This is a genomic window from Ornithinimicrobium flavum (assembly GCF_004526345.1).
Classification (GTDB): domain Bacteria; phylum Actinomycetota; class Actinomycetes; order Actinomycetales; family Dermatophilaceae; genus Ornithinicoccus; species Ornithinicoccus flavus.
The window spans coordinates 1524919-1538098 of sequence record NZ_CP038213.1 but is presented as its reverse complement, the minus strand read 5'-3'; the positions used below and the strand labels follow the sequence as shown (position 1 = coordinate 1538098).

16 protein-coding genes are annotated in these 13180 nt (G+C 72.4%); 3 read left to right on the top strand and 13 right to left on the bottom strand.

Going from position 1 to position 13180, the window contains the following annotated elements; genetic code table 11:
* Positions 1 to 35 precede the first annotated feature (35 nt).
* The 8 genes from E3Z34_RS07115 to E3Z34_RS18725 form a co-directional block, all read right to left on the bottom strand.
* Positions 36 to 470: a type II toxin-antitoxin system VapC family toxin gene (locus E3Z34_RS07115; RefSeq protein WP_134773047.1), complete on the bottom strand. Its 435-nt coding sequence runs from the start codon at positions 468 to 470 to the stop codon at positions 36 to 38.
* On the bottom strand, positions 467 to 700 hold the full coding sequence (locus E3Z34_RS07110) for a hypothetical protein (protein ID WP_134773046.1): 234 nt from the start codon (positions 698 to 700) through the stop codon (positions 467 to 469). Before E3Z34_RS07110 ends, E3Z34_RS07115 begins: the two co-directional genes overlap by 4 nt.
* A 35-nt stretch (positions 701 to 735) precedes the next feature.
* Positions 736 to 1569, bottom strand: coding sequence for an alpha/beta fold hydrolase (locus E3Z34_RS07105; protein ID WP_134773045.1), 834 nt, complete (start codon positions 1567 to 1569; stop codon positions 736 to 738).
* Between the two features lie 16 nt (positions 1570 to 1585).
* Entirely contained in the window at positions 1586 to 1867 is a 282-nt protein-coding gene (locus tag E3Z34_RS07100) for a muconolactone Delta-isomerase (protein ID WP_134773044.1), read from the bottom strand.
* Between the two features lie 29 nt (positions 1868 to 1896).
* Entirely contained in the window at positions 1897 to 2781 is an 885-nt protein-coding gene (gene catA, locus E3Z34_RS07095) for a catechol 1,2-dioxygenase (RefSeq protein WP_134773043.1), read from the bottom strand.
* Between the two features lie 71 nt (positions 2782 to 2852).
* The gene (locus E3Z34_RS07090) at positions 2853 to 3965 is read right to left on the bottom strand and encodes a mandelate racemase/muconate lactonizing enzyme family protein (protein WP_338043789.1); all 1113 of its coding nucleotides are present in this window, start codon (positions 3963 to 3965) and stop codon (positions 2853 to 2855) included.
* On the bottom strand, positions 3962 to 4966 hold the full coding sequence (locus E3Z34_RS07085; RefSeq protein ID WP_202977043.1) for a LysR substrate-binding domain-containing protein: 1005 nt from the start codon (positions 4964 to 4966) through the stop codon (positions 3962 to 3964). The genes E3Z34_RS07090 and E3Z34_RS07085 overlap by 4 nt, the downstream gene beginning before the upstream one ends.
* A 144-nt stretch (positions 4967 to 5110) precedes the next feature.
* The gene (locus E3Z34_RS18725; RefSeq protein ID WP_238695400.1) at positions 5111 to 5407 is read right to left on the bottom strand and encodes an FCD domain-containing protein; all 297 of its coding nucleotides are present in this window, start codon (positions 5405 to 5407) and stop codon (positions 5111 to 5113) included.
* A gap of 15 nt (positions 5408 to 5422) precedes the next feature.
* On the opposite strand from E3Z34_RS18725, the gene E3Z34_RS07080 reads away from it, so the two are divergent.
* Genes E3Z34_RS07080 through E3Z34_RS07070 form a run of 3 tightly spaced genes read left to right on the top strand, consistent with a single transcriptional unit; the run spans position 5423 to position 8069 of the window.
* Positions 5423 to 6289, top strand: a complete 867-nt coding sequence (locus tag E3Z34_RS07080) for a VOC family protein (RefSeq protein WP_238695399.1) — start codon at positions 5423 to 5425, stop codon at positions 6287 to 6289.
* Positions 6286 to 6969: an alpha/beta hydrolase gene (locus E3Z34_RS07075; protein WP_134773041.1), complete on the top strand. Its 684-nt coding sequence runs from the start codon at positions 6286 to 6288 to the stop codon at positions 6967 to 6969. The genes E3Z34_RS07080 and E3Z34_RS07075 overlap by 4 nt, the downstream gene beginning before the upstream one ends.
* Before the next feature lie 35 nt (positions 6970 to 7004).
* The gene (locus tag E3Z34_RS07070; protein ID WP_134773040.1) at positions 7005 to 8069 is read left to right on the top strand and encodes a maleylacetate reductase; all 1065 of its coding nucleotides are present in this window, start codon (positions 7005 to 7007) and stop codon (positions 8067 to 8069) included.
* 74 nt (positions 8070 to 8143) lie between these two features.
* Here the strand turns inward: E3Z34_RS07070 and E3Z34_RS07065 are convergent, their stop codons facing one another.
* The 5 genes from E3Z34_RS07065 to E3Z34_RS17835 form a co-directional block, all read right to left on the bottom strand.
* Entirely contained in the window at positions 8144 to 9529 is a 1386-nt protein-coding gene (locus E3Z34_RS07065; RefSeq protein ID WP_134773039.1) for a hypothetical protein, read from the bottom strand.
* A 104-nt stretch (positions 9530 to 9633) separates the two neighbouring features.
* Positions 9634 to 10968 (bottom strand): HNH endonuclease signature motif containing protein, encoded by a 1335-nt coding sequence (locus tag E3Z34_RS19425; protein ID WP_134773038.1) that lies wholly within the window; start codon positions 10966 to 10968, stop codon positions 9634 to 9636.
* A 191-nt stretch (positions 10969 to 11159) separates the two neighbouring features.
* Positions 11160 to 11780, bottom strand: a complete 621-nt coding sequence (locus E3Z34_RS07055) for an FMN-binding negative transcriptional regulator (protein ID WP_134773037.1) — start codon at positions 11778 to 11780, stop codon at positions 11160 to 11162.
* A gap of 31 nt (positions 11781 to 11811) precedes the next feature.
* Positions 11812 to 12942 (bottom strand): N(5)-(carboxyethyl)ornithine synthase, encoded by a 1131-nt coding sequence (locus E3Z34_RS07050; RefSeq protein ID WP_134774797.1) that lies wholly within the window; start codon positions 12940 to 12942, stop codon positions 11812 to 11814.
* Positions 12943 to 12967: 25 nt separating this feature from the next.
* The gene (locus tag E3Z34_RS17835; RefSeq protein WP_170212989.1) at positions 12968 to 13105 is read right to left on the bottom strand and encodes a hypothetical protein; all 138 of its coding nucleotides are present in this window, start codon (positions 13103 to 13105) and stop codon (positions 12968 to 12970) included.
* Between the last annotated feature and the right edge of the window lie 75 nt (positions 13106 to 13180).

Here is a 13180-nt window from a genome sequence, read left to right as displayed (position 1 = left end):
TGGAGGTCCAGGTCTGCGGCCACTCCCTCGATGCCCTACCGCGTCAGGGGGTTGACGACACGAAGGTCGGGAAACCACGAGAAGTCCCGGTCCGCGGACCAGAGCGTGTCCACCCCGTGACCCAGACAGATCGCGGCGACCCGGGCGTCGTGGACCTTCGGGCCGACCACGGCGGGCACACTCACCAGCCTCGTCAGGATGGCGTGGTGGTCCGACGTCTCGGAGAGGAGATGAACGGTGGGGAGAGCGACGAGGGCGTCGACGGCCTGCAGCGCGACCGCGGTAGAGGTCGGGGGGCGGTAGATCCGTGGATGGGTGACCACCGCGAGGAACTCGTGCAGGCACGGCCACGGGATGGCCCAGATGGCCCGGCCGACAGCCAGGGCACTCAGGACCTCGGAGGCCCTGGCGTGGTGGGGAGTGTCCTCACGGTGCGCGTAGACGAGAAGGTTGGTGTCGACCGCGATCACGAGGGCAACTCGTAGGACCTCGCCACAGCCTCCTCCGGCGCCACGTCCGCGCTGAGCCCGTCTCCGGCCACCGTCGGGAAGTGGAAGTCGACCACACCCGTGCGCTGGCGTCGGGCCACCTCCGCCCTCAGGCCTGACAGGACGAGCTCCCGGAGGGTCGCGCCCGACCGCCGGGCAGCATCTTTCGCCTCCGCAGCCAGCGCGTCAGGGATGTCGATCGTCGTCTTCATACGGACGACTGTACTGGATCACCCGTACTCCCGTACTACCGCTGTGGAGATGCCTCATCAGTGCCGTCGCCCACCCACCCGGCCAGCAGCGAGGCCACCTCCTCGGGCGCCTCGGCGGGGGCCAGGTGGGCGGCGTCCTGGACGATGACCAGGCGGGCGCCCGGCACGGCCGCGGCCAGCTCCTGCTGCTGCTCGGGCGGGAAGACGGGGTCGTGCCGGCCGCCGAGGACGAGCACGGGTATGGCGATCGACCCGAGCCTCGCGCGCAGGTCGGCCTGGCCGAGGGCCTCGCACACCCGGGCGTAGGAGGCCGGGTCGGCGTGCTCGAGCGTGTCCAGGAGAGCGCCCGCCGCCTCCGGCTCCCGCTCCACGAAGCGCGGTGCGAACCACCGCTGTCTCGACCCCTCGACCATGACCGACATCCCCTCACGGCGGACCAGGTCGGCCCGCTCCTGCCAGGCCTGCGGCGTGCCCGGCCTGGCGGCCGAGCAGATGACCGCGCTCCCCCGCACGCGGGCCGGGTCGTGTCCCCGCGCCGCGAGAGCCTCGCCCTGCGCGAGCGCGAGCCCGACGACCCCGCCGACGCTCACCCCGGCATACCGGAAGGCGGCCCCCGGCCGGGCGGTCTCGACGAGGTTGACGACCGCGCCGGCCAGGTCCTCCACCGTGAACTCTGCGTCATGCGGCGGGCCGTCACCGTGGCCCGGCAGGTCCCAGCCCAGGACGTCCACGTCGGCCGCGGCGGCCAGGGTGCGGGCGCACCGGTCCCAGAGCGCCGCGACGCCGGTGCCCAGGGACGGGCCGACGACGAGCAGGGGTCGTCCCCGGTCCGGGGTCAGCCAGGTGCCGTGGAGGGTGAGCTCGGTCATCACCCGGTCTCCGTCCTCAGCGCTCGATCGCGTTCGGGTGCCGGCTGAGCGCCTCCACCTGGGTGGTGATGAAGGCGAACATCGGCAGCCCGGAGACGCACTCGTGGAGCTCCTCGTGAGAGGCCACGTCGAAGAGGCAGTAGTTGGCGAACTGTCCGGAGACGCGCCAGATCGCGGCGATCTTGCCGGACTCCTGCAGCCCCTGGGAGTACTTCCTCTCGGCGGCCACCAGGTCCTCCCGCCGGACCGGGTCGAGGTCCGGCGGGAGGGTGACCTGCATACGCACCATGAACAGCATCCGGGCTCCTTCGTCGACGTCGGTCGTCGTCAACGGGTGGTCGGCGAGTCGGCCGACACCGGGTCCAGGACGAAGCCGTAGTCGACGGTACGCGAGCCGTCCTCGCCCTCCTGCGGGTCGAGGACGAGCTCGGGCTTGACGGCCGCGGCGATGTCGTCGTCGTTGTGCGGGTCACCGGGGAAGTAGAGCTGAGCGGTGAGCAGCTCGTGGCCGGGGGCCGACACCTTGACGTGCAGGTGGGCGGGGCGCCACGCGTGCCAGTCGGCGGCGGCGATGAGCTTGCCGCACGCGCCGTCGGTGGGGATCTGGTAGGGCGCCGGCTGGACGGTCCGGATCGAGAAGCGGCCCTCCTCGTCGGTGGTGAAGGTGCCGCGCAGGTTCCACTCGGGCAGGCCGGGGGCGTACTGGCTGTAGAAGCCGTTACTGTCCGCGTGCCACAGCTCGACCTTGGCGCCGCCGAGGCTCTTCCCGGTGGTCGAGGTGACCTGGCCCGTCCACACCAGGGGGGTGCCCGGCTCGTCGTCGCGCATCGGGATCGTCCCGTCGGCCCCCTGCTCGGGAGCGTTGGGCACGTAGTACGGCCCCTCGATGGAGCCCTTGGAGCCCTCGCGGTGGGAGGTGTTGACGTCCTCCACCACGTGCTCGACCCAGACGTCGAGGAAGAGCGGCCACTCGCCGTCCTCGCCGACCTGGATCAGCCACGCCTTGAGCGCGTCGTACTCCTCGTAGGTCATGTGGTGCTTGCGGATCACGTCGTGGATCGCCTCGAGGGCGTCGCGGGCCATCGCGCTGACGCGCTCGGCCGGGACGTCGAGGGCGGCGGCCTTCTGCTTGGCGCGGAAGGCCTCGGTGGCGCCGGCGCCGGACTCGGCGGCCTTGGCGTCGAACTCGGTGCGGGTCTGGGTCTCGCTCATGATCTGCTCCTTCGCAGGGTGGGGATTCTTGTGCGGTGTGGTGCTGCTTCGGTATGCCGTGCCGGCCCGCCTCAGCGGTCCTGCCGGTAGCGGGTGAGCTTGTCCTCGTCGAGGCGCAGGCCCAGCCCGGGCTCGGTCGGGGCGGCCATCCGGCCGCCGGTGATGGTGAGCGGCTCGGCCAGCAGGTCGTCGCTCATGTCGAGGAAGTTGGACAGCTCCCCCGCGCGGCGCGAGGTGGACCGGTGCGCGGCGCCGAAGATCACGCTGCACAACGTGCCGACCTGGCCGTCGATCTGGTTGCCCATGACGACCTCGACGCCCAGCCCCTCGGCCAGGTGCAGCACGCGCTGGCTCTCGGAGAAGCCGGTGCGCGCGGTCTTGACGGACACGGCGGTCGCCGAGCCGCCCAGCACCTCGCGGGTCACCTCGGCCGGCGTGGTCGCGGACTCGTCGGCGACGAACGGCACGGGGCACTGCTGCACCAGCCAGCGTCGGCCGAGGACGTCGTCGGCGGGGTTGAGCTCCTCGGCGAGGGTGAGCCCGAGGTCGGCCATCTCGGCCAGCGCGCGGGCCGACTCCGAGGCGGTCCAGCCGCGGTTGCCGTCGACGTAGAGCTCGACGTCGTCGCCGAACTCCTCCCGCAGCGCGCGGACCACGGCCACGTCCAGGGTGTAGGGCTGCTGCCCGACCTTGACCTTGAACGTCGTGATCCCGTGCTCGTCGATCATCCGCTGCGCCTCGGCGACCATGACCTCGGGCCGGTCGAAGCCGAGCATGTGCGAGACCCGCAGGGAGTCGGCATACCCCCCGAGCAGGCGGTGCACGGGTTGCCTGAGCGCCTGCCCGAGCACGTCCCAGACGGCCATGTCCAGCGCTGCCTTGGCGGTGGGGTTGCCCACGGTGCGGGAGAGCCGGGCGCGGTGCTCCTCGCGGTCGAGGGCGCTGGTGCCGACGAGCGCCGGGCCGAAGAGCTGGTCGACCACCGCGACGATCGAGGCCTGCGTCTCCCCGTAGGTGTAGGGCCGCGGCGGCGCCTCCGCCTGCCCGAGCAGCCCGCCGGCGGTGCGGACGCGCAGCAGCACGTGCTCGGCCGTGCGCACCTCGCCGGAGGCGAAGCGCAACGCCTTGCGGTAGGGGATGGCGAACGGGATCGCCTCCACGCTCTCGATGGTCAGGTCGCTCACGCGCTCGCCCTCCGTGGGGTCGTGGCCGCTGCCGGGGTGGGTGCGGCAGGTGCCGAGGTATGGGGTGCGCCGCCCGATGCGGGGGGCACAGCGGGAAGCGCGGGCGCCAGGCCGGCCTCGTGCAGCGCCCGCAGCAGCCGGGTCACGACGGGGCGGCGGCGGTGCGCCGGCCAGGCCAGGGTCAGGTCGAGGCGCTGACGGGTGGAGGTCGGCCGGAAGGTGACGCCGCCCAGGGTCAGGGCGCTCGCCGACTCGGGCAGCAGCGCGACGCCGCGGCCGGCGGCGACGAGCGCGACGGCGGTGGAAGTGGCGGTGACCTGGTGCGGGCGGCGTGGGACGAAGCCGGCGTCCTCGCAGGCGGCGAGCACGGTGCGCAGGACGACCGAGCCGCTGCGGTCGGCGTAGGTGACGAAGTCCTCGTCGGCCAGGTAGGCGACGTCGACGACGGCGTCGGGGTCGCCGGCGGCGAGGGGGTGGTCCTCGGGGAGCGCGACGACGAGACGCTCGGGACGCACGAGGACGTGCTGCAGGTCGGGCGAGCCGATCGGGCTGCGCAGGACGCCGAGGTCGAGGCGGTCCTCGAGCAGCGCGTGCTCCTGCTGCGGGGTGAGCAGCTCGGTCTCGACGTGCAGGTGGACATCGGGCATGGCCTGGGCGGCGACACGGGCCAGGGCCGGCAGGTAGCCGTAGGTGGCCGACCCCGTCACCCCGACCCGCAGGACGCCCGAGCGTCCGGCGGCGATGTCACGCGCCGCCTCCCCCGCCAGGTCGAGCTGGGCGAGCAGCCCGCGGGCCCGCTCGGCATACTCCTCCCCCGCCGGGGTCAGCGAGACCGACCGGGTGGTGCGCTCCAGCAGGAGGGTGCCCAGCTCGCGCTCGAGCTGGCCGACGGTGCGGGAGACCGCGGGCTGGGCGAGGTGGAGGCGCTCGGCGGCCTGACCGAAGTGCAGGGTCTCGGCGACGGCGAGGAAGCACCGCAGGTGCCGCGTCTCGATCGTCATCGTCGCTCTCCGTCCCGGGGCCGGTCGATCCGGCTTCATTGATCGACGGTAGAGATCAATCAGGACAGCCGCAAGACAAAGTGAGTACGGATTGATGCCCTGCGCGTATCGATGCCGATCGGCGGGCGTGAGCCTGCACGGATCTCAGTCCGGACGCGGGAGGGTGCGCAGCGTGGCGGCGGCGGCGAAGGCGATGTGCTCGCGCATGAGAGCCGCGGCGCGGGGTCCGTCGCACTCGACGATCGCCTGGACCACGGCCCGGAGCTCGCGGATCGCCGTCGCGCCGCGACCGGTCTCGGACAGGCTGGAGGCGCACAGCACCCGCACCCGCGCCTGGACGACCCCGAGCTCCTCGCGCAGCACCGAGCTCGCCGCCCCGGCGAAGAGCGCCTCGTAGTCACGCTCTCGGTCGCCGGCGCCCAGGAGGACGTCGACTTCCACACGCAGGTGCTGGGCATGCGCTTCATCAAGAAGACGGTGCTCTACGACGGCTCGAAGCCGGTCTACCACCTCTACTACTCCAACGCGGCGGGTGACCCGTCCTCGGTCATCACCACGTTCCCGTGGGCGCAGGCCAACCTCTACGGCAGCCGCGGCACCAACCAGGCCCGCGAGGTGCTCCTGGCCGTCCCCCACGGCTCGCTCGACTGGTGGGCCAAGCGGCTCGCCGACCACGAGGTGGACAGCTCCTCGATCGAGGTCTTCGGCGCCCGCCGGCTCGCCTTCGCCCACCCGTCTGGGATCGAGTACCAGTTCGTCGAGAGCGACGACGACCCCCGCGTCGGCCACGAGGCCGCGGGCGTGACCCGCGAGCACGCGGTCCACGGCATCCACGGCATCGGCATCCACGTCTACGACCAGGACCGGTCGGTCGACTTCGGCCAGGAGGCGTTCTTCCTCGCCGGCGACGTCGAGGAGGACGGTGACCTGGCCCGGTTCCGGGTCGGCGACGCCAAGCACGGCAACTGGGTCGAGCTGCGCGGCAACCGCACCGACGACCAGGGCACCTGGCGCTTCGGTGCGGGCACCTACCACCACTTCGCGTGGAACCTCGGGGACCTGGAGAACCAGGAGCAGGTCAAGTTCGACATCGAGGGTGCGGGCTACACCGACATCTCCGAGCTCAAGGACCGCACCTACTTCAAGTCCCACTACGTCCGGATGCCCGGCGGTGCCCTCTTCGAGCTGGCCGTGACCCACAGCGAGGGCGGCTGGGACTGCGACGAGTCGCCCGAGGAGCTCGGCCAAGCCTTCATGCTGCCGCCCCAGTTCGAGTCCGAGCGCAGCCAGATCATGTCCCAGCTCGAGCCGATCCAGGTGTGACCAGCTCCGCGGCAGCGGCACGACCGCCGGCCGGCGACAACCCTCACCTGGCCCCCGGTGCGGAGTGCTGGGGCGAGCAGGATGCACCCGTCGCCGTGCTCGCGGTGCACGGCCGCACCCAGTCGCCCGCCGACATGCACGCCCTCGCCGAGCGCCTCGACGTGGAGGGTCTGCGGTGGCACGCCCCGGCCGCGGCCGGGCGGACGTGGTACCCGTACGGCTTCATGGAGGAACGGCCTCATGACGACCCATGGCTCGCCTGGTCGCTGGAGGCGGTCGACGCGCACCTCGGCCGGCTCGCCGCCGCGGGATACCCGCCGGAGAAGGTGGTGCTGCTCGGCTTCTCCCAGGGGGCGTGCCTGCTGGCGCACTGGGCGCTGCTGCACCCCGCCAGGTATGCCGGGTTGGTGCTCCTCACCGGGGGGTACGTCGGGACCGAGGACGAGACGGTCTCCTTCTCCGGGAGCTTCGGCGGTATGCCGGCCCTGCTGGCCGGGTGCGAGGCTGACCCCTGGGTGCCCCGCACCCGGATGGCTCAGACCGAGGCCTGGCTGCGCAGCCTGGACGCCCGGCTCACCTCGCTGATCGAACCGGGCAGCGAGCACGAGGTCACCGCCACGGCGGCCGAGCTCACCGCCCGGCTGCTGCGGCATACCGTCAGTGCCACGGCCGGCCGATGACCGCACCGCCGGTGCGGCACGAGGGAGAGGATCGTATGGAGATCAGGTTCGACCACACCACCCTGGGGCAGCGGGTGCTCTTCGGCGCCGGGGCGGCCGCGACGAACATCGCCGCCGCGCTGCGGGACCTGGGGGCCTCACGGCCACTGCTCGTCGGCGGCAGTCACGCGGACCAGGTCGTGGACGAGATCTCCACGGAGCTCGACGTCGCGGGCCACATCGGCGAGGTCGTCCAGCACGTGCCGGCGGAGCGGGCCCGCGCGGCGGTCGCGCTCGCCCGGGAGGTGGACGCGGACGCGGTCGTCGCCATCGGCGGCGGCTCGGCCACCGGGCTGGCCAAGATCGTCGCCCGGGACACCGGGCTGCCCGTCGTCGCGGTGCCTACCACCTTCTCCGGGTCGGAGGCGACCGACATCTGGGGGATGACGCAGGACGAGCGCAAGACCACCGGGACCGACCCCCGTGTGCTGCCGCGGGTGGTGGTCTACGACGCGACGCTGACCCAGGGCCTGCCGCCCGACCTCGCGGCCCACTCCGGGCTGAACGCCCTGGCCCACGCCGTGGACAGCCTGTGGGCCCCGCGCGCCGACCCCATCAACGGAGCCCTGGCCGGCGAGGGGATGCGCGCGCTGGTCCCGGGGCTGCGCGGCCTCCGCGCCGATGCCGAGGACCTGCGCGCACACGAGCAGGTGCTCTACGGCACCTACCTCTCCGGGGTGGCCCTGGCCTCGGCGGGGGCCGGGATGCACCACAAGATCTGCCACGTCCTCGGCGGGACCTTCAACCTGCCCCACGCCCAGACCCACGCCGTGGTGCTGCCGTACGTCGTGGCCTACAACGCGCCCGCGGACCCGGACTCCGCGTCCCGCATCGCCGAGGCCCTCGGCACCCCCGACGCTGCCGCCGGGTTGTGGGATCTCGCCCGGGAGGTGGGTGCGCCCGGGTCGCTCGGCGAGCTCGGCCTCACCGAGGACGACGTGGATCTGGCCGCCGAGCTGGCGACGGTGGCGATCCCGGGGTCCAACCCTGAGCCGGTGAGCGAGGAGCAGGTGGCGACGCTCCTGCGGTCTGCGCTGCGAGGTGACGACGTCCGTCGGTGACGCGCGGGACCGGGGATGCCTCCGGCCCTGCCGACCAGACGACCTGCCGACCTGCCGATCCGACGACCTGACGTTCAGTAGTCGATGACGCCCTCCTCGACGAGGGTCGAAGCCATCAAGGCAACGTCGTGCCCGAGCGCGGTGGGCAGCAGCGCCTCCCCATCCCTGCGCCATACCCCCAGGTCGTCCATCTCGTGCAGCGCCCGGTGCAGGGCGCTGTCGCTGTGCAGGCGAGCCCTCTCGTCGCGGTAGCCGAGCTCGGTCAGGTAGTTCTTCGGGCTGTCCCACCACCACTCCTCGAGCTCCGCGAGCGGCAGCGAGCGTCGCTGGGGGTCGAGCAGGTGCAGCAACGCCCCCATCAGCGGTGGCAGGCGGACCGGGGCGGCATGGATCATCACGGCGCTGGCCAGGACGACGCCGAGATGGCGCCACTCCTCGTCGGAGCTGGGCTCGTCCCAGGCGGCGTAGGCCCGGGTGCGGCTCAGCTCGATCACGCCCGCCTCGAGGCAGGCCGTCCACAGCCGGTCCAGGGGGCGGCAGTCCGCCGCGCTGCGGAAGGACTCTCGCGTCGTCGCCGTCGCCGTCCAGCGTTCCTGCGCCTCCGGCGGCAACTCGGCCACCAGGTCGCCGTAGGCCAGCCGCGCACCCTCGCGCTCCCACTCGCCGAGCCCGAGCCGGTCGTACGCCTCGCGGGCGGGGGCCAGGCGCAGCACCTGCTTGGGCGTGATCTCCCGGCCCCGCTCCCCCACCCACTCGACCAGGCGCCGGCACTGCTGCACGAACGGCGCCGCCCGCACGTCGGCGGCGACCTCCGGGACGTCGGCGAAGGGGATGTTGCCGTCCTCGTCCCCGAGGCCGAAGACGTCGTCGACATCGTCGTCGCCCGCCAGGAGAGAGGCCATGAGGTCGGTGGCCGCCATCCCGCGCAGGCTCCCCTGGTGCGCTGAGGAGGGGGACATGGCCATCCGCTGGTCGTCGGGCAGCGCGTTCCACGCCTCCATGATCTGCTGCATCCGCTGGTTGAGCTCCTCCATCGACCCGGCGCCGTCGAGCGACAGCCCGATGCTCTCGCCGAACTCCACCAGTGACTTCGCCGCACCGTGCCGCGTCGGGTCGGCGCAGGCGTCCGGCATGCGCGGCGCCGCACGCCGCGCCTCCTTCGCCAGCTCGCGGGGATCGGCCGAGGAGGACGCCATCCGGCCGGTGCCGCGCAGGAACCGCCAGAAGCTGTCCAGCGTCTCGGCGAGCCGGTCGACGTCGGGCACGCCGGAGGGCCCGTGGGAGGGCCAGCGGACGAGCATGAGGTGCTCGGCGCTGCCCGCCGGCCACTCCTGCGGCGCGGTCGCGTCGTGGAAGTCGCGCAGGTTGAGGACCGTCTCGAGGAGTTCACGGTCGAGCGGCTGCTTGCGCTTGTCGGCCCAGGCGACGGCGTGACGGATGAGAAGCTCGTGCTGATCCACGGGCCTATCTTCGTGCACACGTCGGGATCAGCAACTACCTGTCCCCGTTCACGCGGCCGGGCATGCTGCTGCGCCGGCCCCGCTGGGGCCGGTGCGGAGCAGGGTCATCTGAGGTGCCACATGACGCAGTCCTCGAGCACCGTCGCAGTCAACCCCCGCTGGTGGACCCAGGTGTGGTGCCGCTCGCAGAGCAGGGCGTAGTTGTCGAGGTCGGACCGGCCACCGTTGGCCCAGGCCACGATGTGGTGGGCGTCGCACCAGGTCGCGGGCACCGTGCACCCGGGGATCGTGCACCCGCCGTCCCGGACTGCCAACCGGATCCGTTGCCCCGGGGTGACCAGTCTCTTGCTACGCCCCTGGTCGAGCACCTCGGAGGCCCCACCCAGGACCATCGGGATGATGTCGGCCTCGCACGCCAGCCGGCGGATCGACTCCGCGCTGACCGATGCCCCCTCGACGGTCGCGCCGCAGCCGGGCAGCTCGCCACCGGCCTCTGCCAGGCTGCGCTGCAGGGTCTGCAGGTCCATCGTCACCAGCAGCGTCGCCTTCGCCGTCGTGGGCTGACCCTCGGTGCCGGCCACCCCGCGGCGCACCACCGTCAGCAGGGCGTCGTAGCGCCGCTGGCCCGGGGTCCGCCGGTCCTCCTCGCCGGTGGCCTCGACTTCCTCCCGCGACGCGGGCGCCGCCAGCGGTGATCGCAGGATCGCCCGGACCGCCTCGTAGTCAGCGTCGTCGCCGAAGGTCCAGATGATCCGCCGCACCGACCCGTCGGCCAGGGACGACTCGTGCACGTCCCGCAGCTCGCGCTTCGCCCGTGCCCGCTCCTCGTGGTCCTTCTCCGGCAGGCACACCCGCACCAGCTGGGTCACGATCTTCCCGACGTCGGCGTCCTCGAAGACCGGGTTGCACCCCGCGTCGGCCAGCAGCTCCACCGCGCTCCCGTAGCCCTCGGGCCCCAGCGCCCCCCGCACCCGGGTCAGTGCCCGGTGCAGCCTCGCCGCCCGCGCCAGCGGCATACCTCTCGTCAGCAGACCGTCGATGAGGGGCTCGTGCACCGCCTCCTGCCCCGCCTGGGCGACCCGGACCAGGTCGTGCAGCACCGGACGGGCCAGGTCGGGGCATCGAAGCGCCAGCCAGTCGGCCAGGCTCATGCCCTGCTCGGTGTGCAGCCCTCGCGCCGCGGCCTCGCAGGCCATCCGCACCCGGGCCCGCTCCAGCGCGGATGCCACCGTCGCGACCAGCTCCAGCCCGGACGCCAGGTCGGCGTCCTGGACGAGCCCGACCTCCTGGGCCGCCAGGTCCGCGAACGTCGCCTCCCGACCGGCCTCCCGCAGGCACCCCACCACCCGCTCCCCCGGCATCCGGGGCACCGGGGGCCGACCCTCCAGCACCGCCCCCGCGGTGGTCCGGAGCACCTCCCCGTTCCATCTCTCCCCCATAGGACAAATGTATGACTCGCCACTGACAGACCCCCTGAGGGTGAGCGCGCGACGTGGCTGAGGCGCGGGTGATCAGCCCGCAACGCGACCTGGCGGGCCTCGACGTCGCTCCGGCAACTCCCGGGCGCTACCCCTCCATAGGCATTCTCTTGGGCAGCGGCGAGTCACCTGCCGACCGTCACGTGGCGAAGTCACTCCCCGCGGGAAGTCTCACGGACACGCCGCATCTCGTCCGCCAGGTTGGGGTTGTCCTCCCCCACATGCTCGATGACGTGGTCCACGACCTCAGGCGCCTTGTTCTGGCTGAGCTTGGCGCGGGCGTCGAACCGGTCGACCCGCATCCGGAAGCTCACCGCTCCCCTGGCCTCCCGCCGGGTGGCCGGCTCGTCCTCGGCGAGCGAGCGACCACCAGATCGGCCCTTCTCGAAGTGGTCGGTCAGGAGAGAGAGCGCCGCGTAGTTCTCCTCCTCGTCGAGGACCTCGGGCCTCCCGTAAAGGTGCGCCGTCACGTGGTTCCAGGTCGGCACGAGGTCGCCGGGGGCATACCAGCTGGGCGAGACGTAGTCGTGCGGCCCCTGCACGATGACCAGGATCTCGTGCCGCCCCAGCTCGTGCAGCCGGTCGTCCGGGCGCCCGACGTGACTGAGGATCGTGATGCCCGGGCCGTCGGCACTCTCGTCGAGGATGACCGGGTAGTGCGAGGCGACCAGCCCGGTGCTCACCGGCGAGACGATCGTCGCCCACGGGTGGGCCCGGATCAGCCGCCGGACCTCCTCGGGGTCGGTCATCAGATAGTGCGGGGTATGCCGCATCCCGGGCCTCCGTCGTCGTCCTCGGGCACCACTAGCTGGTGCTGTCGGCCTGGCGTCGGTGCGGGTAGGTGGCTTCGCGGCCCTGGAACGCCAGGATCGCCGGGTTGCGGATCTGCCCGTCCTGGATCTCGACCGCGCGGCCGACCGTCGGCTCGGCCTCCCATGCGCCCGGGCCGGACAGGACCGTGCGCAGGTGCGGCAGCAGCGCCAGGCTGATCTCCCACGTCGCCGAGCCCCACAGGTAGGACGGGCTGTGGTCGACGGCGTAGTAGGTGACGTTGTCGCCCACGACGAAGGTCGGGTCCTCGAACGTCGTCGGCCGGGCCCAGGAGAAGCCCATCCCCTCGTCGCACGAGACGTCCACCACCAGGCTCCCCGACCGGAACAGCCTCAGGTCGTCCTCGGTGAGGAAGGTCCACGGCGCAGCCGTGTCCTGCAGCACGCAGTTGACGACGATGTCGTTGTCGGCGAGGTAGGGCGCCAGCGGCACCCGGCCCTCGGTGGTCACGACGGTCGTCAGCGCCGGGTCCTCGTCCTGGTCGACGTGGACGATGTCGACGGAGTGGATCGGTGAGGCGACCGCAGCCACCTTGCGCTGGGTCAGCACCCGGACGTCTGCGACCCCGAGGGCGCTCAGCGCGGTCACGGCACCGCGGGCCGTGGCCCCGAAGCCGATGACGACCGCGCGCCGCTTGCGGCCGTAGCTGCCGGTCGACCCGATGAGCTGCAGGGCGTGCAGCACCGAGCAGTAACCGGCCAGCTCGTTGTTCTTGTGGAAGACGTGCAGCAGGTGGTTGCCGCCGCGCGACCAGTGGTTCATCGCCTCGAACGCGATGAGCGTCTGACGCCGGTCGACCGCCTCCTGGGTGATCCCGGCGTCCTGGACGCAGTGCGGCCAGCCCCAGACCACCTGCCCGTCCCGCAGTTCCGCCAGGTCCTCGGCCTGCACCTTCGGCAGCAGGATGACGTCGCACTCCGCGATCAGCTCCTCGCGCGTCCGCACTCCCCCGACCAGGCCCGCCAGAGCATCGTCGGACATGCCGAAGGGCACGCCATACCCCTGCTCGAGGAAGAGCTGGGAGCGGAGGTCCTCGTCGACCGCGTGCAGGTGCTCGGGGTGGATCGGCAGCCGGTGCTCGTTCTCCTTGCGGGAGCGGGCCATGACGCCGACCGTGAGCAGCGCCACGTCAGTGCTTCTTGGGGTGGATCGCCTTCTCGACCTGCGACGACGACGACTCTCCCTGGGCGCGCTTGTCGGCCCGCTTCTCCTTGATCGACTTGCCGGACTTCTTGGACATGGAGTTGCGCGGGGACTTGTCGGCCATGGGAAACCCTTAGAAAGAAGACCTGAACGGTCTCGCTCCCCGGAGCCTACGCCCCTGCCCTGTGAATGAGCCGCC

Excerpts from the sequence above, each read along its gene's own strand:
- E3Z34_RS07070 (WP_134773040.1), top strand. The coding sequence starts at position 7,005 with ATGGAGATCAGGTTCGACCACACCACCCTGGGGCAGCGGGTGCTCTTC.
- E3Z34_RS19425 (WP_134773038.1), bottom strand. The coding sequence starts at position 10,968 with ATGGGGGAGAGATGGAACGGGGAGGTGCTCCGGACCACCGCGGGGGCG.
- E3Z34_RS07105 (WP_134773045.1), bottom strand. The coding sequence starts at position 1,569 with ATGACCGAGCTCACCCTCCACGGCACCTGGCTGACCCCGGACCGGGGA.
- E3Z34_RS07050 (WP_134774797.1), bottom strand. The coding sequence starts at position 12,942 with ATGGCCCGCTCCCGCAAGGAGAACGAGCACCGGCTGCCGATCCACCCC.
- E3Z34_RS17835 (WP_170212989.1), bottom strand. The coding sequence starts at position 13,105 with ATGGCCGACAAGTCCCCGCGCAACTCCATGTCCAAGAAGTCCGGCAAG.
- E3Z34_RS07110 (WP_134773046.1), bottom strand. The coding sequence starts at position 700 with ATGAAGACGACGATCGACATCCCTGACGCGCTGGCTGCGGAGGCGAAA.
- E3Z34_RS07085 (WP_202977043.1), bottom strand. The coding sequence starts at position 4,966 with ATGACGATCGAGACGCGGCACCTGCGGTGCTTCCTCGCCGTCGCCGAG.
- E3Z34_RS07080 (WP_238695399.1), top strand. The coding sequence starts at position 5,423 with ATGCGCTTCATCAAGAAGACGGTGCTCTACGACGGCTCGAAGCCGGTC.
- E3Z34_RS07100 (WP_134773044.1), bottom strand. The coding sequence starts at position 1,867 with ATGCTGTTCATGGTGCGTATGCAGGTCACCCTCCCGCCGGACCTCGAC.
- E3Z34_RS07055 (WP_134773037.1), bottom strand. The coding sequence starts at position 11,780 with ATGCGGCATACCCCGCACTATCTGATGACCGACCCCGAGGAGGTCCGG.
- catA (WP_134773043.1), bottom strand. The coding sequence starts at position 2,781 with ATGAGCGAGACCCAGACCCGCACCGAGTTCGACGCCAAGGCCGCCGAG.